Source organism: Streptomyces sp. TRM49041 (assembly GCF_008271805.1).
Lineage (GTDB): Bacteria > Actinomycetota > Actinomycetes > Streptomycetales > Streptomycetaceae > Streptomyces.
In genome coordinates, this window is record NZ_VSRY01000041.1 from 23280 (window position 1) to 44989 (window position 21710).

Below are 21710 nucleotides of genomic sequence, written 5' to 3' on the forward strand. Positions count from 1 at the left end.
AGCGGTTGTCGGCGCGGGGGGGCGGCAGTCAGGGGCTCAGGCGGAGCGCGTCAGCCGGGCGACGAGGTGCAGCCGGTCGGCGTCGGCCGTCCTGGCCGGCAGGTCGCCCTCGCGCCACGGCGGGTCGGTGCGCGGACCCGGTCCGTCGTACAGGGCGAGCACCTCGAAGCCGTGAGCGGCGAGGAGGTGGCGCAGCTCCTGCGGGAGGAGGAGCCGCCACGCGGAGCGCTGTTCGACCGGCGGCGATCCGTCGTCCGAGGTCCACACCCGGGTGCGGCGCAGGAGTTGCGCGGCCCGGTCGACGTACAGGGTGGTGGTGGCCGTGTAGGCCGTGCCCTCCCAGGTGAAGCCGCCCACGGACGGCGCGTCGAGCAGTTCCGTACGGCCGAGGAAGAAGGCGCCGTTGCGCATCTCCGCGACGAGCAGGCCGCCGGGCGCGAGGGCGGCGCGGCAGGAGGTCAGGAAGCCGTCGAGGTCCTCGTTGGTGTGGCAGTACAGCAGTGCGCTGTCCAGGCAGACCACCGCGTCGAAGGTCGCCTTCAGGTCGAAGGCGCGCAGGTCGGCCCGGACGTACTCCGGGCCGGGGTGGTGGGCGCGGGCGTACTCCAGCATCGCCTCGGAAAGGTCGGCGCCGGTGACCGTACGGCCGGAGGCATGCAGATGGGCGGCGTCCCGGCCGGTGCCGCAGCCCATGTCCAGGACGCGCGCCCCGGCTCCGTACCCGCGGAGGCGGTCCTCCGCCCAGCGGCCCGCGAGCCGTCCGGGGTCGGGGAAACGGGCCTCGTACAGCGCCGGGTTGTCGGTGAGCAGGTTCCTGCTGAGCGAGTCGGTCATCCGTTTCGTCATCCGTGTGTCCTCACGCCGTCGCCGTCGGTACGGGTGGCGACGCGGCGGGCAGGACACGGCGCCGGTGCAGCCGGCCGACCGCGGCCGCGGACACCAGGCCGAAGGCCAGGCAGCAGGCCCAGGGGAGCCACCGCGCGCCCATGCGCTCACCCGCGTCCATGGCCCAGCCGACGACGGTGTTGCCCACGGCGGCGGCGATGCCGGAGACCACGTAGAACAGCCCGAAGTAGGTGCCGGTGAGTTCGGGTCGCCCGAAGCCGGGGATCAGTTCCATCACGAACGGCTGGGCGATCATCACGCCGAGGTGGAGCAGCAGGGCGCCGGCCAGAACGGGCAGCGCGCGCAGCGCCGCGTCCGCGAGGCCGTCGGGAGCCGTCCCGTGCCCCGCCACCGCCAGCGGCGGGACGAAGGACAGCCCCATCAGCGCGAGTCCGGCGCTGATCCAGCGCGCCCTGCTGCCCCGCTTCTTCAGCGCGCGGGTGATGCGCAGCTGCAGCCAGAGGTTGGTGAGGGTACCGGCGAGGAAGACGAGCCCGGCCGCGCCGTCCCAGCCGGTGGCGCGCCGCGCGCCGTCGGGGATCAGCAGGTACAGCTGGTTCTCCATGGTGAACAGGCCCACCATGGCCAGGGCGAAGGCCAGGAACCGTCGGTTCCCGGCGGCCTCCCGCCAGTCCGCGAGGACGCTGTTCCCGGTCGGTGGCACCGTGCGGGCGGGCAGCGCCAACGCCTGGGCGATGGTGAGTACGGCGAAGATGCCGGCCGCGGTGAGCGCGGAGGCACGGAAGTCGACCAGCAGCAGGGCGCTGCCGAGGAGCGGCCCGATCAGCGCGCCCGTGGTGGCGAACACGTTGAACAGCGCGAACGCCTCCGCCTTGCGCTCCCCCGCCTCCAGGGCGAGATAGGCCCGCACGGCGGGGTTGAAGAGCGCCCCGGCCAGCCCGCTGAGCACGGAGGCACCGAGGAGTACGGGCAGGCCGTCGCCCAGGGCGAACAGCCCGAAGCCGACGGTACGCAGCGCGCATCCGGCGATGATGACGCCCCGTGCGCCGAGGCGGTCCGACGCCGAGCCGCCGATGAGGAACAGACCCTGCTGGCTCAGGTTGCGCACGCCGAGCACGATGCCGACGACCGCCGCCGACATCCCCAGGTCCTCGCTCATGTGCAGGGCGAGATAGGGGACGAGCAGGTAGAAGCCGGTGTTGACACCGAGTTGGTTGACCAGGAGGAGCCGGATGGCGAGCGGGAAGCCGCGGATCTCGCGCCATGTCCTCACGTCCGGGCCTCCTCGGAGCGGCGCACTCCGAGGCCGGGGTTCGGGCTCGTCCGTACGGTGCCGTCGGTGCCGCCGATGCCGGTCCACGGATCGTGCGCGAGAAGCAGGTGCCCGTCGAGGTCGAGCCACCGGGCCCGGTCGGCGAGATGGACGGCGGGGGCGATGCCGAGCGTGCTGGCGGTCAGGCAGCCGAGCATCAGCTCGGTGCCGGTGCCCTCGATCAGCTCGGCGATCCGCAGCGCCGCCGCGACACCGCCGCACTTGGCGAGCTTGACGTTGATGCCCTGCACGCGGCCGGCGAGTCGGCGGGCGTCCTCGTGCCCGACCGCGTCCTCGTCGGCGATGATCGGCAGCGGTGAGCGTTCAGCGAGCTTCGCCAGCGTCTCGGGGTCGCCCGGGGCGAGCGGCTGCTCGACGGCCTCGACGCCCAGCCCGGCGAAGAGCGGGAGCAGCTTCTCGGCCGTCTCCTTGTCCCAGGCACCGTTGGGGTCCAGCAGCAGCCGCGTGTGCGGAGCGGCGGCGCGGACGGCCCGTACGCGTGCGATGTCCTCGGACGGGTCGGGGCTCCCGGCCTTGACCTTGAGGACCGTGAAGCCGTCGCGCACCAGGCGTGCCGCCTGGGCCTCGGCCCTTCCCGGCGGGGTGATGCCGATGGTGCGGGCGGTCGCCCCGCGCGGAGGTGCTTGGGTACCGAGGAGTCGGTGGGCCGGGATGCCCGCGCGCTTGCCCACGAGGTCGAGCAGCGCGGACTCGACAGCCGCGGTGACGGCTGGCGGGGTGTCCCGTCGGCCCTCGTGCCGCAGAGCCTCCAGGGCGGTCTCGGGTGTGCCGAAGCCGGCCAGCCACCGGGACTCGGTCCGCATCAGTCGTACCAGGGTGTCCGCGTCGAGGCCGTAGTAGACGCTGGTGACGGCCTCGCCGTGGCCCCGCTGCCCTTCGTGCTCGACGGTGAGCCACACCGCCTCCCGGGCCGCCATCGTGGAGCGGGAGATACGGAGCGGTTCGGTGAGCCGAAGGCGTACGGTTCGCCGGCTGGTCTTCACGCGGTTTCCTCCGCCGTCGTGTCGAGGGGGTCGGTGACGGCACGGCACCTGGCCCATCCGGTGGCCTCCACGGCCCCGGGGTGCGGGATCTCGACCGGGCGGGTGGCCACGGCGGCCTGGGCTAGCCCGTGGGCGGTCATGAAGTCGTCGTCGTACACGCTGCCGAGGTAGCGGTGCGGTCCGTCGGGGAAGACGGTGGCGACCACGGCGCCCGGGTGGACCCGGGCGGCCCAGGCGGCGACGAGGGCGACGGCTCCGGTGCTCCAGCCGCCGCTGACGAAATTGCCGAAAGCCAGTCGGCGGCAGGCGTCGGCGGCCTCGGCCGGGCCGACCCAGTGGACTTCGTCGAAGGCGTCGTAGGCGACGTTGCGCGGGTGGATGCTGCTGCCGAGGCCGCGCATGAGCCGGGGCCGGGCGGGCTGGCCGAAGATCGTGGACCCGGTGGCGTCCACACCGATCAGCCGGAGTCCCGGCCGGCTGCGCCGCAGCGGGCCGACGATGCCCGCGCTGTGGCCGCCGGTTCCCACGCTGCACACCAGCACGTCGAGGTGGTCGAGCTGGGCGGTCAGCTCGGCGGCGAGCGACGCGTAACCCGCCGTGTTGTCGGGGTTGTTGTACTGGTCGGGCCAGTACGCGTCGGGCAGCGTCGCCAGCAGCCCGCGGAGCCTCGCGAGGCGGGCGGCCTGCCAGCCGCCGTCGGCCGCCGGGCGGTCGACCAGCTCCAGCCGGGCGCCGTACGCGCGCAGCAGCTGCCGCATCGACGGCTCCAGCTCGATGTCGCCGACCAGCACGATCGGATGTCCCAGCGCCTGCCCTGCGAAGGCCAGGCCGATGCCGAGGGTCCCGGAGGTGGACTCCACCACGGGGGCGCCGGGCCGCAGCTCACCGCGCTCCCTGGCCCCGCGCAGCATGGAGACTGCGGCCCGCGCCTTCATCCCGCCGACGCCGAGCCCTTCCAGCTTCGCCCAGAATCCCGGCTGAGGGCAGGGCAGGTCGACGGTGACGCGGGCGAGGGGGGTGCGGCCGAGCAGGCCGAGCAGATCCTGGTTGCCCGTCGCGGTCAGGAGGGCGGTGGTCACCGGACACCCCCGTAGCGGTGAACGGTTCCGGGCCCGCCGTCCAGCCAGAAGAAGGGGTACGGCTCCGCGCACACGGCGCTCACTCCGGCGCCGATGAGCCGCGGCAGCACCGCGCTGCCGGTCTGGGCGAACATCACCAGCGGCTTGCCGTACCGCAGCGCGTGCTCCCGCAGGGGCTCGAAGGTGCCGTTGCCCAGGGTCATGCCCGAGGCCAGGACGGCGTCGCAACGCTCCAGCTCCGCGCGGGCGTCGGTGCGCACCGGCTCTCCCCACTCGGTGGTGCCGCCCTTGAGGTCGCAGGGGACGTAGGTCAGTCCGCGTGCCCGCAGCGCCTCCAGCAGCGAGTTGACCACGCCCACGACCAGAACGGCGCTTCCGGGCGCGGCGTCGACCAGCTCCACGACGGCCCGTGCCCTCGCCCGGGACTTCTCCAGCGAAGTGCCCGCGGGCAGGGGGCACGCCCGCGCGCCGCCGGCGGTCCCGTGCGGCAGGACGTGCATCAGGTACGCGTCGAGCGCGGCCACCCGTACCGGCGGCAGCTCGTGGCCGAGGAGCCGGGCGATGTCCGCTCCGACGCAGTCCTCGACGGCGCCGTCCGGCAGCCCGCCCGGCTCCACGGCGCAGGAGCCCACCGCTTCGCCGAGGCGCAGGCTCAGCACTTCGTTGCGGTAGCCGCCGCGCCGGCCGTCGTGGCGTACCGCCTGCCGGGTGGTGAACGCCACCGCGATCCGCTGCCCGCGCGGGTCGGGGCCGATGTCCCCCGCGAGGACGCGCTCGACGAGTTCGTCGTACGAGGACGCCGTGGGCTGGGGGCCGGTGAGGGTGGTCATCGGCTCACCACCCGGGGACGGAGCTCCGCGAGCAGCGCCGCGACGCGGTCGCGGGCGCCCAGTCCCTCCGCGTCGCCGGCCATGACGTGGCCGAGGTATTCGTTGTTGCTGCCCGCCGCCTTGACCTCCTTGCCGGGTTCGGCGAGCCGGAGTTCCAGCAGGCCGCTCGCCGCGGCCACCGCTTCGGCGCCGTCGACGGCCTCCAGCGCTCCGTCGTCGTACGGCACCAGGAAGCCGATGGCGGCGCTCTTCAAGCCGGTGGGCCGACGGCGCAGGTCCGGTTCGCGGCCCAGGGCGACGTCCACGCAGGCGGCGGCGAGGTCGATGCCGGTCACATGGCGTATGAGTTCGGTGATGCGGTTCCCTGCGGGCCGGGGGTTGACCTCGACCACGCGCGGTCCGTCGGCCGTCAGCTTGATCTCGGTGTGCGTCACGACGCCGTCGAGGCCCAGGGCCTTGAGCGCTCGCAGCGCGGTCTCCTCGGCCGCCTCGGTGTCGGCCGGCGACAGGGCGGCGGGGAACATGTGGCCGGTCTCGATGAAGGCGGGCGCCCCGCCGACACTCTTGTCCGTCACACCGACCACGTGGGCCGTACCGCCGTACGACACGGCCTCCACGCTGACCTCGGGCCCTTCGAGGAGTTCTTCGAGCAGGACGACGGGGGCGCGGCGCTGCCCGCGCGCGTTGACGGGGAAGGCCGCCAGGGCGCGGTGGGCGTGTGCGAGGGCGGCTTCGTCGTCGACCCGGCGTACGAACATCCCGGCGCACAGGTCCACCGGCTTGAGCACCAGGGGGTAGCCGATCTCGCGGGCCGCTTCGGCGGCTGCGGACCAGTCCGCGCACACCGCGAAGCGCGGCCCGGGCAGGCCGGCGTCGGCCAGGGCCCGGCGGGTCGCGTCCTTGCGGCACGCCGACTCCACCGCTTCCGGCGTGGGACCGGGCAGACCCAGGCGCGCTGCCGTGCGGGCGGCCGTCGGGAGGTAGTAGTCGCAGGAGGTGATCACCCCGTCGAAGCCCAGGGTCCGATGGGCCGCCTCGACGAAGGGCAGCAGGGTCTCCGTGTCGTTGGTGTCGGCTGTCAGCACATGGCGGGCGGCCAGCAGCGGATGGGCGGTGCCCTCGGGTGCGGAGCGCAGATAGTGGTGCAGATCGCGGGTGAGGAAGGTGAACTCGTGGCCTCCCTCGCGGATCGCCCGTGGCAGCAGTCTGCTCATCGATCCGACCCAGCTCTCGACCATCAGCAGATGAGCCACGACTTCTCCTCTTCCCAGCACGGTTGAGAACTGCTGTCACGTCCGGCTGCCGTTTCGGGGGCATGCCTGTCGGACCGAAGAGGATAGTAACGATAATCGTTTTCATTGTCATCTGATAAGTCATCGCTTCTGTGCCCGCAACACGAACCGCACGGCGCCGGTGTCGGCGCCGTGCGGTTCGGGAACCCGTGCCGGAGCGCCCGCGGGGATGCCCGGCGCTGTCGTCAGAGGGTGCTGCGGAAGACGTAGAGGCAGCTGGTGTAGCGGTAGCCGGACCGGATCTTCACACCGTCGCTGTATGTGCGGACGAAGCCCGCCGTCGAGGCGGTCCGGGCGTGCTTGTAGAGGAAGTGGTACTCGCCCGGGGGCAGCCGGAGGGTGGTCTTCGGGTACGAGGTCGACGTGCTCTTGCAGCCGCCGGTGCGGCCCGCCGTCCTGCTCGGGTACGTCGAACAGCCCGCGCACCCCTTGACGTTGGCGGTGCCGGTGACCGGGCCCGTGTAGAGCAGGTCGACCGCGCCCGGGCCGTCGTTGGTGACCACCAGGGTGAGCCGGGTGCCGCGCGGCACGGTGACCGGCGGAAGGGCGCGGCCCGCGGCGGGGCGGCGGGCCGCGATCTCGGCGGCGATGGCGATGTTCCTGGCGCGGCCGGCGAGCGTGCTGGTCGGGTAGCGGTCGGCGTACCGGGTCATGGTGCGCTTCGCGGAGCTGAACTTCTTGTCCTTGAACTGGTCGACGCCGCACGCGTACATGCCGCGGCGCACGGACGCGTCCGCGTCACCGCGCAGGGCGCGGGCCGTCGCGCCGGGCAGGCGCCCGACGGTGGTGCGGATGCGGGACAGCTCGTCGGAGACCCGGCAGGGTGCCGTGCTGCCGGAGAGCGCGGCGGAGCGGGTCTTGATCCGGCCCCGTATCCCGGACTCCACCTGCCGGGCGTGCGGCGACTCCGGGAAGGTCGTCAGCAGGTCGCGGAGGTGCGTGCCCGCCTCCCTGGTGTCCGACGCCGTGCCGAGGCCCTCCATGCCGCACTCCCGCCACGCGTGCGCCAGCGGCTCGTCCGGCCAGGTCACGAGGTCGCCCAGCAGGGCGCGGTCGACCGTGTCGGGCACGGTCCGCAGATGCTTCAGGGGCGCGACGGCGGCACAGTGCCTGCCCTCCCGGTACGGGGTGGCCACCGTCTCGTAGTACGCGTCGAGGCGCTCGGGGACGAGCTTGCCCGCGCGGGAGGCGGCGTGCTCGGTGCCGAGCTCCGCGTAGGCGCGCAGGGCACGCCGGTACTCGCCCTCGGCGTCGCCGAAGTCCCGCCGCCCGGCGGCCTCGTCGACCAGGGTGTCCGCCGCCGCCAGCCGCGCCAGCAGCTCCTGCTGCCTGGCCTCCTCCCGCGCCCCGCCGTGCGCCCAGGCGCCCGCCACCGGCACGGCGAGCAGCGCGAACGCCACCACCAGCGCCAGGCGCGGCCCCGGCAGCGGCGCGGCCAGGGGCGTACGCAGCCCCCGCCGCGCGCCGTCCACGGCGACCAGCAGCAGGAACACCCCGTACGCGACGAGCACCCCGGCCGGTACGCCGTCGGGCTCGGCCGGCAGCGCGACGAACAGCAGCCCCCCCGTCGCGGCCCAGCACACGGCGGCCGACCACCAGTGCCGCAGCGCTGCGTACCCGAGCCCGAGGCACGAGAGGTTGAGCAGCGCCACGGCCAGCGCCCGCGACCGGTCGGGCGGTCCGACGCTCGGCGCGTGACCGGGCATGGGCGGCGGCCCCCCGGGCGGCATCCCGGGCCAGGTCGGTACGCCCTGCGCACCGGCGCCGCCGGGCCAGGCACCGGGTGCCTGCCCGCCGGGCGATCCCTGGGCACCAGGACCACCAGGCCCGCCGGGACCGCCGGGCCATCCCGTCGCCGCCGGTGGTTCCGGTGCCCATGAGCCGCCGGACACACCGGGCCCGCCCGGTCCGCCCGGCCCGCTCTCGTCGCCCCCCGGGCCTGCCGGCCGCCCGTCCTCCGGCGGTCTTCCCCATGCGTCGTTCATAAGCCCCCCTTGTGCGGCGGCGCGCGGCCCGCGCCGTCCGGTTCCACCGTCGGGATCTCGGACGCGGGTGTCAACGGGGCGTGCCCGGCGCGGTGTTCAGCCGAGGTCGCGCAGGGCGTCCTCGACGGCACGGTGGAAGGTGGGGTACGCGTAGATCATGTGGCGCAGACGGTCGACGGGGACGTCGGCGTGGACGGCCACCGCGAGGCCGTAGAGGACCTCGCCGCCCATGGGGCCCGCGGACGTGGCGCCGACCAGGACGCCGCGGCCCGCGTCCACGACGAGCTTGACCAGGCCGTCGTTGCCCGCCTTGTGGATCCAGCCGCGGGTCGAGGACGGGACGCGGGCGAGGCCCGTGCGTACCGCGATACCGCTCTCGCGCGCGGCGTGCTCGGTGAGGCCGACCGAGCCGACCTCCGGGTCGGTGAACGTGACACGCGGCAGCGCCCGGTAGTCGGCGTCCGGGGCGGGGCTGCCGAGGATGTCGCGGGCGGCGAGCTCCCCCTGGTACATCGCGACATGCGTGAACGCGCCGCGCCCGGTCACGTCGCCGACGCCCCACACCCCGTCCATGGCGCGCATCCGCCCGTCGACCTCCAGGGCCCTCGCGTCCGGGTCCAGGCCCACATGCTCGACACCCAGACCGGTCAGTACGGCGCGGCGGCCGGTGGCCACGAGGAGGCGCCGGCCCGTCAGTTCCGCGCCGTCCTCCAGGCTGAGCCGGAACGTCCCGGCCTCGTGCCGGACACCGGTCGCCCGGGCCCCGGTCCGTACCGTGATGCCCTCCGCGCCGAACACGTCGGCGACGAGCGCGCCCGTCTCCGGCTCCTCCGAGGGCAGCATGCGGTCCGCCGCCTCGACGACGGTCACGCCCGTGCCGAACCGGGCGAACGCCTGCGCCAGCTCGGCGCCGATCGCGCCGCCCCCGAGGATCAGCAGGGACTCCGGGGCCTCCTTGGCGGAGACGGCGTCGCGGTTCGTCCAGTACGGCACCCGGTCCAGACCCGGGACGGGCGGGATCCACGGGCGGCTGCCGGTCGCGAGGACCACCCCGCGTCGTGCGGTGAACGCCTGTCCGTCCACGTCGACCTGCCCGGGCCCGGTGAGCCGGGCGCGGCCGCGTACGAACCGGCCGCCCTTGCCGGTGAACCGGTCCACGGCCACCTTGTCGTCCCAGTCGTCGGTCGCCTCGTCACGGATGCGGGCCGCGACGGGTCCGAAGTCCGCCGTGACCTCCGTACGCCCCGACATGCCCGGCACCCGCCGCGCCTCGGCCAGCAGGTTGCCCGCGCGGATCATCATCTTGCTCGGGATGCAGGCCCAGTACGGGCACTCGCCGCCCACCAGCTCGGCCTCGACACCGACGACGTCCAGACCGGCCTCGGCCAGGCGCCCCGCGATGTGCTCGCCTCCCACACCCATGCCGATCACGACGGCGTCGACGGCGTCGGTGTGCTGCTTCGGGCCTGCCATGGGTGACCTCCTCGGTCGTCGGCCGAGCCCCGGGCGGGTTCCCCTTTCGGCGAGCGTTACGCGTACGGCGTGCCGGGACCGTCGGCGCGCTCGGGGTCGGCGGCAGCGGCCCGCGCGCGGAGGCGGCGGAGTGCGGCCGCCCCGGCGACGGCGGCGGCGAGGAGGGCGGCGGCCACCGCGACCGTGGGGCCGCCGATGCCGTTCAGCGTGTCGGCCAGCCAGGTCTGTACGGCGCCGGCCGCGTCGATCACCGGGTCGGCGACCGGTCCGCCGGTACCGCGCAGGACACGGATCTCGTACCAGCCGTAGTACGCCACGTACGCCCCCGCCAGGAGCAGCAGGGCGCCCCCGAGCCGGGAGGCGACCGCGCCCAGGCCGCGCAGGGCGCCGACGCGGGCGGTGCGGGTGACCGCCACGGTCAGGGCGGCGGCGCCGACGACGGCGCCCATGCCCGCCGCGTACGCCGCGAACAGCAGGGCGCCCTCCAGGGGCGTACCGCTGCGGAACGCGGAGACCACGATCGCCAGGAACGGCGCGATCGTGCAGCCGAGCGACGCGACCGCGTAGGCCGCGCCGAACAGTGCCATCGAAGGCAGGGAGCGGCTCACCTTCGGGGCGCGGCGCAGCTTCGGCAGCAGGGCGGGCAGGGCACGGCCCGCGAGGAGCCAGACGCCGACGCCCGCGAGGGCCAGCCCGAAGACGACCGTGAACCACGGGAGGTGTTCCTGCACCTGGCCCGCGACGGGCGCCACGGCGAGCCCGAACAGCGCGAACACCGCGGTGAAACCGGTCGTCATCGCGGCTGTGGCGAGCAGGGCGCGGCCGACCGCGGCCGTACGGGTCGGCGTGTCGTCGCCGAGGACGAGGAGCGACAGGTACGCGGGGAGCAGCGCGAAGCCGCAGGGGTTGACCGCGGCGAGCACGCCGGCGGTGAGGGCGAGGGCGAGCGGCAGGTCGGTCATCATCAGGTCGTCAGGTCGTCAGGTCCTCAGGTCCTCAGGTCCTCAGGGTCGGCCGACGAGGTCGCCGAGCTTGTCCGCCAGGCCCTTGCCGCCCTTGAGCACGCCGGTGAAGACCGCCTCGCCGTCCTTGTCGAGGACGACATAGGTGCTCTGCTGGGTGATCTCGAACTTCTTCCAGATGTCGCCGGACTCGTCGGAGAGCTGCGGGAAGCCGTCGACCTTGTTGTCGGCGGCGAACTTCTCCATCGCGGCCCGCTTGTCGAGCCCGGCGACACCGACCACGTCGGCGCGGCCCGCGTACTCGGCGGCGACCCTCGCTGTCTCGGCGGACTGGGCCTTGCAGGTCGGACACCAGGGCGCCCAGAACCACAGCACGGTGGGCCGGCCCGCGAGCGTCGCGCCGTCGAAGGACTTGCCGTCGAGCGTGGTGCCGGTGAAACGGAGCGTCTCGGGGACGGCGGGGGCCCCGGTGTCCGGGGTGCCGGAGGGGCTGCCGGAGGAGGCGGTGTCCGCCGGTGCGGAGGCACTCGCCGGGGCCCCGCCCGACGGGGTCGTGGTCGGTGCCTCGGCGTCTCCGGTGCCGCCGCCGCAGCCGGTCAGGGCCACCGCCGCCAGCAGCGACACGGTGGCGGCGAGAGCGCGGGGGGCGGAACGTCGGGCACGCATCATGGACTCCTCCGTCGGGTGGGTGGACTCACCGTAGGACGCCGGACGCGGCGGCGGACCCCATGGACGTCTTACGAATCCGTGACGCCGCGCGGCGCCGTCGCACCGCCCAGGCCACCAGCACCACGGCCGCGGCGACGGCGTACACGGTCGTGCCCACGGCCTCGCGGTCGTCGAAGGCCCGGGCGGTGACGTACCGGGCGGCGCCCGCGACGGCGACCGGGAGCCACTCCCAGCGGCCGTCCAGCGCGACCAGGGCGACGAGGAGGAGGGCGTACCAGGAGTAGCCGGGCGTCAGGAGCAGGAAGGCCGTGCCGGTGACGAGGAGGGCGCCGCTCCAGGGACGTTCCCGGTCGCCTCGCCACAGCACGTACCCGCAGACGGCGGCCATGACGGCGACGAGCGCGGGCACCGCCCAGGCGTCGGGCAGGACCAGCCGCAGCAGCGCGTACCGGTCGCGGGCGGCCGCGTCGCCGTAGCCCTCCTCGTCGACGTAGCCGCCGAGGTAGCCGAAGACGGAGTCGCGGGAGACCAGGGCGTACGGGAGGTAGGTGAGCGCGGTGACAGCGGCGGCGGGCACGAGCACGGCCGCCGCGTCACGCACGCGCCGTACGCCGGACAGTGCGCCGGGCAGGACGACGGCGGGCATCAGTTTGGTGGCGACGGCCGCGCCGATGAGGGCGCCGCCGGACAGCCGGTGCCGGGCCGCGACGAGACCGAGCCCGGCGACGGCGAACAGCACGCCGAGAACGTCTGCGTGGGCGTTGTTCACCGCCTCGATCGGCACGGCCGGGCACCAGGCCCAGTAGGCGGCGGTCGCGGGGTCGCCCCGGCGGCGGCGCAGGATGAGCAGAACGGTTCCGGTGACGGCGACGGAGAGGGCCGCGCCGCCGATCTGGAGCGGCTTGTGGCGGGCGTCGTCGGGGGACAGGAGGTGGACGTTGTAGAAGTACGCCTCGGCGACGGGCGGGTAGATGGTGTGGACGGTGGGGCGGTTGATGCGGGTGCACCGGGCGGTGCCGTCGCTCGCGGGAGGGAGCCAGGCGAGGTCACGGCCCCGGCAGGCGTCGCCGGTCGGGAAGAGCCAGGTGTCGCGCAGTCGGGCCAGCTCGGCGTCGGCGGGCGCGTGGTCGTACGGCGGGACGCCCGCCGCCTGGACGCGGCCGTCCCAGGCGTACCGGAACGAGTCCGTGCTGGTGCGCGGCGCGGCCACCAGTCCGGTCGCCGCGACGGCGGCGGAGCCGGCCAGGACGAGCACCACGACGTGCCGCACCGGGGCGCCGCGCAGCGCCCAGGCGGCGGCCGCGAAGAGCGCCCAGCAGGCGGCGTACCACCAGGACAGGGCGGCCGGGTCGGTGTGGAAACCGGTGTGACGGACGGTCAGCACGAGGGCGGCGGTGAGCGCGGCGAGCAGTACGGCGGCGAGGACGGTGCGGCGCGCGCCGCGCGGGCGGCCGGGCGCCCGGGCGGTGGATGCGGCCGGGACGGTGGATACGGCCGGGACGGTGGATACGGCCGGGACGGCCGGGTCGGTCACGTCGGCCGTGTCGACCGAGTGGGTCACCTCGGCCGTGTCGACCGAGTGGGCCACGTCGGCCACGTCGGTCGAGCAGGTCGCCTCGGACGGGTCGGTCACCTGGGGCCCGGTTCTCCCGGCTGTCGCATCGGTCACGGTGCCCAGCTTCGCAGCGATCACCGCGGGAGAGTGCCGCCGTGCGGTGATGTCCGCGTTTCGTAAGGAGTCAGTACGCCGTTTCGGCCCGTTCCGGCGGTGTGATGGAACGCATGAGAACGCCCCGCCTCCCGCGCCCCAAGCGCCCCGAGCTCCGTGACCGCATTCAGCGCCTCAAGCGCTCCAGGCTCTTCGAGCTGCCCGCGTTCCCGGTCTTCTCCGGGCGGCTGCACGACCCGAGGACGGCGACGTCGATCGGCAGATGGCTCGGTCTCGCCTTCGCGGTCTGCTTCGTCACCGGGCTGATCAGCCACTATCTGCAACGCCCGCCGGACTGGCTCGCCCCGCTGCTGCCGAGCCGGCCGGCGTGGGGGTACCGGGTCACGCAGGGCCTGCACGTGGCGAGCGGAATCGCGGCGATCCCGCTCCTCTTCGCGAAGCTGTGGACGGTGTACCCGCGGCTGTTCGTGCGGCCCGTGGTGCGGTCGGTGCGGCATCTGCTGGAGCGGCTGTCGATCGGAGTGCTGGTGGCCGCGGCGGTGTTCCAGCTGTTCACGGGGCTGCTCAACACGGTGCAGTGGTACCCGTGGCCGTTCAGCTTCGTGCCCGTGCACTACGCGACGGCGTGGGTGGTGGCCGGGGCGCTGCTGCTCCATGTGGCCGTCAAATGGCCGGACATCCGGGACCACTGGAGCCGTCGCTCGCCCGGGACGCTGGAACTGCCCGCCCAGGACGGGCCCGACCGGCGGTCGCTGCTCACGGGCGTCACGCTGGCGGTGGGCGCGGTGACGGTGACGACCGTCGGGCAGTCGTTCACGCCCCTGAAGAAGCTCGACCTGCTCGCGCCGCGCCACCCCGACCACGGCCAACAGGGCCTGCCGGTCAACCGGACGGCCGCCGCGGCGGGCACGACGTCCGTGTCGGCGCGCGACTGGCGGCTCACCGTGGTGGGCCCGCGCCCCTACGAACTGACGCTGGACGACCTGAGGGCCCTCCCCCAGCACGAGGTGGAGCTGCCCATCGCCTGCGTGGAGGGCTGGAGCCGGAACGCCCACTGGGGCGGGGTGAGGATCATGGACCTGCTGGAGCTGGCCGGCGCGCCGCCCGGGGCTGGGCTGCGTTTCGTGTCGCTGGAGCGACGGGGCGCGTACAAGGTGATGGACATGGGCCGTACGTACGCCCATGACCCGCTGACGCTGCTGGCGCTGCGGCTGAACGGTGAGGTGCTGTCGCCCGACCACGGCTTCCCGGCCCGCGTCATCGCCCCGAACCGGCCGGGCGTGTGGCAGACGAAGTGGGTCACGCGGATGGAGGTGACGCTGTGAGGTACGCGATGGGTGCGCTGGGCGTCGGCCTGATGGCGTACGGCGCGTCCCTGGTGTGGAGAACGGGCAGCGCGGCGGAAGTCGCCGTCTGGCTGGTGGGGGCGGTGCTGCTGCACGACGCGGTGGTGGCACCGCTGGTGCTGGGCGTGGGGCTGCTGCTGGGTGCCGTGCCGGCGCGGGGGTTGGTGCGGGGCGCGCTGGTGGTGGCGGGCGGTCTGACGCTGATCGCCCTCCCGGTCCTCCTGGCCCCGTACCGCCCCCGCGCCAACAGGTCGGTGCTGCCGCTGCCGTACGAGCGGAACTGGCTGCTGCTGATGGCGCTGGTGGCCCTGCTCGCCACAGCGTTGGCCGCGGCGCGACACGCCCACCGCCTCTGGCAGAACCGCCACCGCTGAGCCCCCTTGTCCTGTGCGGGGCCCTTGCCTCAGGGGCGAGCCGCAAGGCGGCGCAGCTGGACGAACGTCCGGTCGCCGGCGCGCCAGTGGTCCACCGGGGTCCAGCCCGCGCGGCGGGCGTACCGGGACAGGGCACTCGTGCCGACGCGGGCCCAGGAGAAGGTGGAGCCGCGGGTGCCGTGGGCGTCCTCGACGTGGACCTCCGCGCGTTCGTCCACGTCCTGGGCGGCCGTCTCGGCTATGAGGGTGCCGTCGGGCGCGAGAAGTTCGGCCACGCGGGCGAGGAGGGCCACCGGGTCGCCGCCGATGCCGATGTTGCCGTCGATGAGGAGGACGGTGCCCCACCGCCCCTCCTTGGGCAGCGGGTCGAACACGGAGCGGCACAGCGCCGTGCCCCCGGCCCGTACCGTACGTTCCACCGCGGCCCGGCTGACGTCGATGCCCAGCGCCGGCCCGCCCCGCGCGGCGAGCGCGGCCACCAGGCGGCCGGGCCCGCAGCCGACGTCCAGGACCGGCCCCCGGCACCGCGCCAGCACGGTCGCGTCGGCGTCGTCGGGCGCGGCGCACCAGCGCTCGACGTCCAGGGGCAGCAGCCACCCGTCGCCGCGCCGCAGGTACAGCGGGCCGCGCCCGGTGCGCAGCGCGTCGGTGTACGGGTCGGCCCGCCAGGCGATCGCCGTCATGCGACACCTCCCCGCACCGTCAGGTCGGCGTGCAGCGCCGCGAACCGGCCGTCCGGGGCCTCGGCGGCCACAGCCAGGGCGTCGGCGGCGGTGTCGACGTCCCGCAGGACGGGCAGGTCCCGGACGGTGAGCCCGGCGTCGGTGAGCCTGCGCCGCTGGGCGCGCCCCGTGCCGGGCACCGACATCGGGACGCCGCGCAGCAGCTCCGCGTCGGGCGCTGCCAGACCCAGCGCCCAGAAGCCGCCGTCCGAGGCGGGGCCGAAAAGCGCGCCGGCGCCGTCCCGGAAGTCCAGGGCGGTGGCGAGCAGCCGGGGCGTGACCTGCGGGGTGTCCATGCCCACCACCAGCGCCGGTCCCGGGTGCGTGCGCGCGCTCCACGCGAACGCGGCGGCGAGCCGTTCGTCGAGTCCGCCCGCGCCCTGCGGGATCACCTGGAAGCCGGGCGGCAGCCAGGGCCCGGGCGCCCCGGCGAGTACGAGAACGTGCCGGTCTGCGGGCGTGGCGCGGACGACGTCGAGGGTGTCGGCGAGGGACGCCTCGGCGAGCCGGGCGGCCTCGGCCGGGCTGAAGGGCGGGGTGAGGCGGGTCTTGACCCTGCCGGGTACGGGCTCTTTTGCGATGACCAGCACCGTACTCATGACGCCGTCACCTCGCGGGGACCCTCCACCAGGACCTTCCGCATGTCGCGCACCGCGTGCCAGGTGCCGCGCCAGGTGCCGGTGACCTTGGATCTGCCGGTGCGCGGGAGGTAGGGCACGTCCCGCTCCCGTACCCGCCAGCCGGCGTCGGCGGCGCGGACCACCATCTGGAGGGGGTAGCCGCTGCGCCGGTCGGTGAGGCCGAGGGCGAGCAGCTCCGTGCGGCGGGCGGCGCGCATCGGACCGAGGTCGTGGAGGCGGAGCCCGGTGCGCCGGCGCAGCATCCGTGCGAGCGCGAGGTTCCCGGCGCGGGCGTGCGGGGGCCAGGCTCCCCTGCCCCGCGGGCGGCGGCGGCCGAGGACGAGGTCGGCGCGGCCGGTGGCCACGTCGTCGGCGAACGGGACGAGGAGACCCGGGTCGAGGGACGCGTCGCAGTCGCAGAAGCAGACGATGTCGGCGTCGGCGGCGAGGAGCCCGGCGTGGCAGGCGGCGCCGAAGCCGCGCCGGGTCTCGGTGACGACGGTGGCGCCGAGGGAGCGGGCGATGCCGGGGGACCCGTCGGACGAGCCGTTGTCGACGACGATGGCACGCCAGCCGGGTGGGATGCGCTCGAGCACCCAGGGCAGGGCCTCCGCCTCGTCGAGGCAGGGCAGGACGATGTCAGTGGTGAATGCGGTCACGACCTTCACCGTACGAATCCTGACCGGACATAACGGTCTTCGAGTCCTTACGAAACGCGGACGTCGCCCGCTTCGCCCCTCACAGGGGGCGACCGTACGGCCGCTCCGGTGCGACGCTTGTCGGTATGCAGAACGGCGGAGCGACGGAACAGCGGCAGCACGTCCTGGTCGTGGACGACGACCCGACGGTCTCCGAGGTGGTGTCCGGCTATCTGGAACGGGCCGGCTTCGGCGTGGACCTGGCCGCCGACGGGCCGGGCGCCCTGTCGGCGGCGGGCGGGCGGTGGCCGGACCTCGTGGTGCTGGACCTGATGCTGCCCGGCATGGACGGGCTGACCGTCTGCCGGGAGCTGCGGGCGCGGGGCCCCGTACCGGTCATCATGCTGACGGCCCGCGCCGACGAGGAGGACCGCATCCTGGGCCTGGAGATCGGCGCGGACGACTACGTCACCAAGCCGTTCTCGCCGCGTGAGCTGGTGCTGCGGGTCGAGTCGGTGCTGCGGCGCAGCGCCCTGGCGGCCGCGCCGCGCCCCGGGGCGGTGGCGCCGCTGCGGGCGGCGGGCCTGGAGGTCGACACGACGGCCCGGCGCGCCACCAAGCAGGGACGGGAGCTGGCGTTGACGCTGCGTGAGTTCGATCTGCTGAGCTACTTCCTCCAGCACCCCGGTCAGGTGTGCGCCCGGGAGCAGCTGATGCGGGAGGTGTGGGGATGGGACTTCGGGGATCTGTCGACGGTGACCGTCCATGTGCGGCGGCTGCGTGGGAAGGTCGAGGACGATCCGGCCCGGCCGCGGCTGATCCAGACGGTGTGGGGCGCGGGGTACCGGTTCGACGCGTCCGGGGCCGCGTCCGGCGCGTCCGGCGCGTCCGGCACCGACGAGGAGGGTTCCGGCCGTGAGTGACTTCCTGCTGATCGCGCTGTACGCGTTCCTGGGCGCCGTGGCGGCGGGCCTGCTGGGCTGGCTGGTGCTGCGGCTGTCGCGGCGCCGCTCCGTGGCGGTGTCGCTGACCGTCGTCTCGGCCGTGACGGTGACGGCGATGCTGGCGGGGACGCTCGCGGTGTGTCAGGCGATGTTCCTGTCGTCGCACGATCTGAGCGTGGTGACGACGGTGGTGGCGATGGCCTCCGTCGTGTCGCTGGTGACAGCGGTGCTGCTGGGCCGCCAGGTCGTCGTCCGCTGCCGCGAACTGGCCGTGGCCGCACGGGATTTCGGGGACGGCGGCACCTTCACGGCGCCCCCCGGTCCGGCCCCCGCCGAGCTGGCGGCGCTGAGCCGGGAGCTGGCCGCGACCAGTGCGCGGCTGGCCGCGTCACGGGAGCGGGAGCGGGCGTTGGAGGCGTCGCGGCGGGAGCTGGTCGCGTGGATCTCGCACGACCTGCGGACCCCGCTCGCGGGCCTGCGGGCCATGTCGGAGGCGCTGGAGGACGGTGTCGTCAAGGACCCGGCCCGCTACCACCGGCTGATGCGTACGGAGGTGGACCGGCTCAACACGATGGTCGGCGACCTGTTCGAGCTGTCCCGCATCCACGCGGGCGCGCTGGCCCTGTCCCCGTCCCGGGTGTCGGTGTACGACCTGGTGGGCGACGCGCTCGCGGGCGCGGACCCGGTGGCGCGGGAGCACGGGGTGCGGCTGGTAGGTGACCGGCTGGACGCCGTTCCGGTGGAGGTGGACGGCAAGGAGATGACTCGGGTCCTGGCGAACCTGCTGGTCAACGCGATCCGGCACACCCCGGCCGACGGCACGGTCGCGGTGGCTGCGGAACGCCGGGACGACGACACCGTGGTGCTGTCCGTGACGGACGGCTGCGGCGGCATCCCCGAGGGCGATCTGCCACGGGTGTTCGACACGGGCTGGCGGGGCACCGAGGCCCGTACGCCTCCGGCCGGTGCCGGGCAGGCTCCCGGGGCGGGCGCGGGACTCGGTCTCGCGATCGTACGGGGCATCGTGGAGGCTCACGCGGGACGCGCGCACGTGCGGAACGTGGAGGGCGGGTGCCGGTTCGAGGTCACGCTCCCGGCGGCGTCGACCGCGGCCGCGGCGGCCGCGGCGGGCGTGTGAGGGTCGGGCGGTCCCGCCTCCGTACACAGGATGCCCGGCCTCCGAGGAGGCCGGGCATCCTGTGTGTGTACGGCGCCTGCTACTCGTCGTCCTCGTACGCGTCGCCGTCCGTGTCGAACGGGTCGGCGCCGATCCTCGCGTAGAGGGAGTAGGTGCCGCACTCCGTTCCGCCACGCTCCCAGACGTCACCCGGGGCGTGTGCGTCGCCGGACGTGCCGGACGGGTCGTCCAGGGTGAGCCACTCCGCCCTCAGGCCGAGCCGCCGCAGCAGCGGCTCGACCGTCGCGCGGAGCACCTGGTCCGGCGCCGCCGCCCTGGCGGACGGCAGCACGACGAGGAGCTCGCCGAGGAAGCCCCGGCGCAGTCCGGCCGGGTCCGCCGCCTCGAACTCCACGGATCTCGGCGCCAGCTCGGTGACGAGCGGCAGGCACGCGGCCATGGCGGCGCCGGCGGTGTCCGTGTCCGGGGTGTTGAGCGCGATCCGGACGACGACGTCGGTCGGTTCGAACAGCATCAGTGGGTCACATAGCCTTCCTTCGAGATGTTGGCGTGAGAGTAGTCCTTGCCCTGGTTCTTGCTGCCGGCGAACTTCTCGAAGTTCTTGCCCTTCGGGATCTGGACGTCCCACTCGTCCTTGCCGTCCTTGGCGCGGGTCCAGATGTTGCCGTACTTGTCCGGGAATCCTCCGCCACGCACCTGGGGCTTGCCCGGGTTCCAGTCCTTGCGCGGGACGAAGGGCACCGGGCCGTCCGTGGGCAGGTCGAACTTCTTGGCCGTGGCCAGGTACTTCTTGTTCTTGTACGCCTTGCCCGCGTCGCCCGCGAGCTTGTTCATCAGGGTGAGCGCGTCGTGCCACTGGTTGGGCGACAGATGACGCATGCTCTTGCCCGCGTTCTCCGCCCACTTCAGGTCGGTGGCGTACTTGGCGAGGTTGTCGAACTTCGCAAGGTACTTGGCGAACTTCGCCGGCTTCGCCAGGGCGTCACCGGCGTACGGGATGAGCGCGGCGAGCGAGAGGCCGGCGCCGCTGAAGTCGCCCCGGAAGAGGCTCATCAGGCCCGAGGCGCCGTCGCTGACCGGGGTCGGGTCGAAGATGCCGGCGACGTCGAGGACGAGCTGGGCCACGTCCGCGTTGGACAGGCCGCCTTCGCCCACGAGCTCCTCACCGGTGTCGGGGTAGTCCTGCTCGCCCGTACCGATCTCGGTGTCGGCGTGCTGCTCGGACTCCTCGGCGATCTTGACGATGGCCGCGATCACCGCCTGGAAGGCCTCCAGGGCCGCCGCCGACGCCGACTTGCCGGCCGCGATGGCCGCGGCGGCGGCCACGTCGGCCTGCTCGTAGGCGTAGGCGGCGGACATCGAGGCGCTGACCGCCGACGCGGCGGCCTGGCGCGCCGAGGCGCTGGCCGCGTTGGCGGCCTGGTTCGCGGTGTTCGCCGCCGCCCGGGCCTGGCTGGCGGACTCGGCGGCCCGGGTGGCGGAGGCGTCGGCCTGCGCGGCGGATTCGGCCGCGGCGGTCGCGTACTCCTGCGCCTTGGCGGACGAGTTCTTCGCCTGCTCGGCATACCCCGCCGCCTCGGCGGCGGCGCCACGCGCCTCGGCCGCGGCCTTGGCGGCCTCGGCGGCCTGCTTGTCGGCCAGGTACGCCGACTTGGCGGCGTTGGCGACGATCCGGCGCACCTCGGCGACGTGCATGGCCGTGTCGTAGTCCTTCTTCGCCGCCTTGTACTGGGCGACCTGGACGTAGGCGCGGAGCAGCGTGGGCGGTCCGGCCATGGCGACCTCGGCGGTGGCCTTGGTGTGGGCGCCGCCGGTGTTCATGACGCGCAGGGTCTCCGCGCGGTCGTCCTCCTCGCGGGCCGTGTGCTGGCCGGTCCTGATGAAGTCGCGCAGCGCCTCGGTGGTGCCGGCGTCGACGGCGGCGCTGCCCTCCCGGTTCACGGCGGGGCCGCCCGCCTCCATGATCGCCAGCGTGCGGATCCGGTACTCGTCGGCGAGAACGTCGTGCTGGCCGCTGTCGAGGAACGCCTTGACCTGGGCGTGGTCGCCGGCCAGGGCGGCTTCGGCGGCCGCCTTCATCTCCGCGGAGCCGGTCTGCGCGAGGTGCGTGACCCGGGCGCGGTCGTCCTGCTCCTCGGCCGTCGCCCTGCCGGAGCGCAGCCATTCCAGGACGTCCTCGTCGGTGCCGGACAGGGCGTCCTCGGCCGCCTTCTTCGTCCACGGGCCGGCGCTGTCGGCGGACACCAGGTTCAGGGCCGCCTTGCGGCCCTTGGCGAGGGCGGTCGCGGTGTCGGTGCCGTCGGCCGTGGCTTCCTGCAGGAGCGTGACGGTCTCGGCGGTCCGGCGGGCGGCTTCGGCCTCGTCCCAGGCGAGGGCCTTCTGCTGGGCCTCGTACTTCTGCTTCATCTCCGTGGCGACCTGGACCGCGCGGCTCTTGTCCGCGTCCAGCTCGGCCGTCTCGGCCTCGCGGGCGAGCTGCTCGGTGGTGTGCGCCTGGAGGGCGGCCGTGGTGGCCGCCTTGGACGCCTCGAGCGCCGCGTTGGCGTGCGCGGTGGCCTTCGTGGCCCAGTCGGCGGACTGTCCGGCGGCGTCGGCGGCGGCGTCGGCCGCCTTGGCGGCGTTCTCGGCGTGCAGGGCAGCGCTGTTGGCGGCGGCGTGCGCCTGCTGTGCCGCGGTGGCGGCGCGGTTGGCGAGGGACTCCGCGGTGTTGGCGGCGCGGTTGGCGATGGCCGCGGCGTTTCGGGCCTCGGCCGCGGCGGCGGCGGCACGGGCGGCCTGGGCGTCGGCGACCTGCGAGTGCCGGCCCG

20 protein-coding genes are annotated in these 21710 nt (G+C 74.5%); 4 read left to right on the forward strand and 16 right to left on the reverse strand.

Annotated features, from left to right (window positions below; genetic code table 11):
* Positions 1-36 precede the first annotated feature (36 nt).
* The 11 genes from FVS66_RS02210 to FVS66_RS02260 all read right to left on the reverse strand — a co-directional run bounded on the left by FVS66_RS02210 (position 37) and on the right by FVS66_RS02260 (position 13145).
* Positions 37-846: a class I SAM-dependent methyltransferase gene (locus FVS66_RS02210; protein ID WP_262386757.1), complete on the reverse strand. Its 810-nt coding sequence runs from the start codon at positions 844-846 to the stop codon at positions 37-39.
* A 10-nt stretch (positions 847-856) separates the two neighbouring features.
* A complete protein-coding gene (locus FVS66_RS02215) occupies positions 857-2119 on the reverse strand; it encodes an MFS transporter (protein WP_149179244.1) in 1263 nt (420 codons plus the stop codon).
* Entirely contained in the window at positions 2116-3162 is a 1047-nt protein-coding gene (locus FVS66_RS02220; protein WP_149179245.1) for a dipeptide epimerase, read from the reverse strand. Before FVS66_RS02220 ends, FVS66_RS02215 begins: the two co-directional genes overlap by 4 nt.
* Entirely contained in the window at positions 3159-4241 is a 1083-nt protein-coding gene (locus tag FVS66_RS02225; protein WP_149179246.1) for a cysteine synthase family protein, read from the reverse strand. The genes FVS66_RS02220 and FVS66_RS02225 overlap by 4 nt, the downstream gene beginning before the upstream one ends.
* Positions 4238-5071, reverse strand: coding sequence for a Rossmann-like domain-containing protein (locus FVS66_RS02230; protein WP_149179247.1), 834 nt, complete (start codon positions 5069-5071; stop codon positions 4238-4240). Before FVS66_RS02230 ends, FVS66_RS02225 begins: the two co-directional genes overlap by 4 nt.
* Positions 5068-6324, reverse strand: a complete 1257-nt coding sequence (locus tag FVS66_RS02235) for an ATP-grasp domain-containing protein (protein WP_149179248.1) — start codon at positions 6322-6324, stop codon at positions 5068-5070. The genes FVS66_RS02230 and FVS66_RS02235 overlap by 4 nt, the downstream gene beginning before the upstream one ends.
* A gap of 224 nt (positions 6325-6548) precedes the next feature.
* The gene (locus FVS66_RS02240; RefSeq protein ID WP_149179249.1) at positions 6549-8069 is read right to left on the reverse strand and encodes a hypothetical protein; all 1521 of its coding nucleotides are present in this window, start codon (positions 8067-8069) and stop codon (positions 6549-6551) included.
* 375 nt (positions 8070-8444) lie between these two features.
* Positions 8445-9821, reverse strand: coding sequence for an NAD(P)/FAD-dependent oxidoreductase (locus tag FVS66_RS02245; RefSeq protein WP_149179250.1), 1377 nt, complete (start codon positions 9819-9821; stop codon positions 8445-8447).
* 56 nt (positions 9822-9877) lie between these two features.
* Complete coding sequence (locus FVS66_RS02250) at positions 9878-10786, reverse strand: cytochrome c biogenesis protein CcdA (protein WP_262386758.1); 909 nt, start codon at positions 10784-10786, stop codon at positions 9878-9880.
* Positions 10787-10825: 39 nt separating this feature from the next.
* Entirely contained in the window at positions 10826-11452 is a 627-nt protein-coding gene (locus FVS66_RS02255) for a redoxin domain-containing protein (RefSeq protein WP_262386759.1), read from the reverse strand.
* A 25-nt stretch (positions 11453-11477) separates the two neighbouring features.
* Positions 11478-13145 carry a glycosyltransferase family 87 protein gene (locus FVS66_RS02260; RefSeq protein ID WP_399224697.1) on the reverse strand — a complete coding sequence of 556 codons (1668 nt, stop codon included), beginning with the start codon at positions 13143-13145 and terminating at the stop codon, positions 11478-11480.
* Positions 13146-13234: 89 nt separating this feature from the next.
* On the opposite strand from FVS66_RS02260, the gene FVS66_RS02265 reads away from it, so the two are divergent.
* Positions 13235-14446, forward strand: coding sequence for a molybdopterin-dependent oxidoreductase (locus FVS66_RS02265; RefSeq protein ID WP_149179251.1), 1212 nt, complete (start codon positions 13235-13237; stop codon positions 14444-14446).
* A complete protein-coding gene (locus FVS66_RS02270) occupies positions 14443-14841 on the forward strand; it encodes a hypothetical protein (protein WP_262386760.1) in 399 nt (132 codons plus the stop codon). Before FVS66_RS02265 ends, FVS66_RS02270 begins: the two co-directional genes overlap by 4 nt.
* 29 nt (positions 14842-14870) lie before the next feature.
* On the opposite strand, the gene FVS66_RS02275 is transcribed toward FVS66_RS02270, so the two are convergent.
* Genes FVS66_RS02275 through FVS66_RS02285 form a run of 3 tightly spaced genes read right to left on the reverse strand, consistent with a single transcriptional unit; the run spans position 14871 to position 16842 of the window.
* Complete coding sequence (locus FVS66_RS02275) at positions 14871-15524, reverse strand: methyltransferase domain-containing protein (RefSeq protein WP_149179252.1); 654 nt, start codon at positions 15522-15524, stop codon at positions 14871-14873.
* Positions 15521-16162, reverse strand: coding sequence for a DUF2064 domain-containing protein (locus FVS66_RS02280; protein ID WP_149179253.1), 642 nt, complete (start codon positions 16160-16162; stop codon positions 15521-15523). The genes FVS66_RS02275 and FVS66_RS02280 overlap by 4 nt, the downstream gene beginning before the upstream one ends.
* Positions 16159-16842, reverse strand: a complete 684-nt coding sequence (locus tag FVS66_RS02285; RefSeq protein ID WP_262386761.1) for a glycosyltransferase family 2 protein — start codon at positions 16840-16842, stop codon at positions 16159-16161. Before FVS66_RS02285 ends, FVS66_RS02280 begins: the two co-directional genes overlap by 4 nt.
* A gap of 125 nt (positions 16843-16967) precedes the next feature.
* On the opposite strand from FVS66_RS02285, the gene FVS66_RS02290 reads away from it, so the two are divergent.
* Complete coding sequence (locus FVS66_RS02290; protein ID WP_149179255.1) at positions 16968-17744, forward strand: response regulator transcription factor; 777 nt, start codon at positions 16968-16970, stop codon at positions 17742-17744.
* Positions 17737-18903, forward strand: coding sequence for a HAMP domain-containing sensor histidine kinase (locus tag FVS66_RS02295; protein ID WP_149179256.1), 1167 nt, complete (start codon positions 17737-17739; stop codon positions 18901-18903). Before FVS66_RS02290 ends, FVS66_RS02295 begins: the two co-directional genes overlap by 8 nt.
* 79 nt (positions 18904-18982) lie before the next feature.
* Here the strand turns inward: FVS66_RS02295 and FVS66_RS02300 are convergent, their stop codons facing one another.
* A complete protein-coding gene (locus FVS66_RS02300; RefSeq protein WP_149179257.1) occupies positions 18983-19417 on the reverse strand; it encodes a hypothetical protein in 435 nt (144 codons plus the stop codon).
* A partial coding sequence (locus tag FVS66_RS02305) for a polymorphic toxin type 17 domain-containing protein (RefSeq protein WP_262386762.1) occupies positions 19417-21710 on the reverse strand: 2294 nt, incomplete at its 5' end. The genes FVS66_RS02300 and FVS66_RS02305, both read right to left, overlap by 1 nt.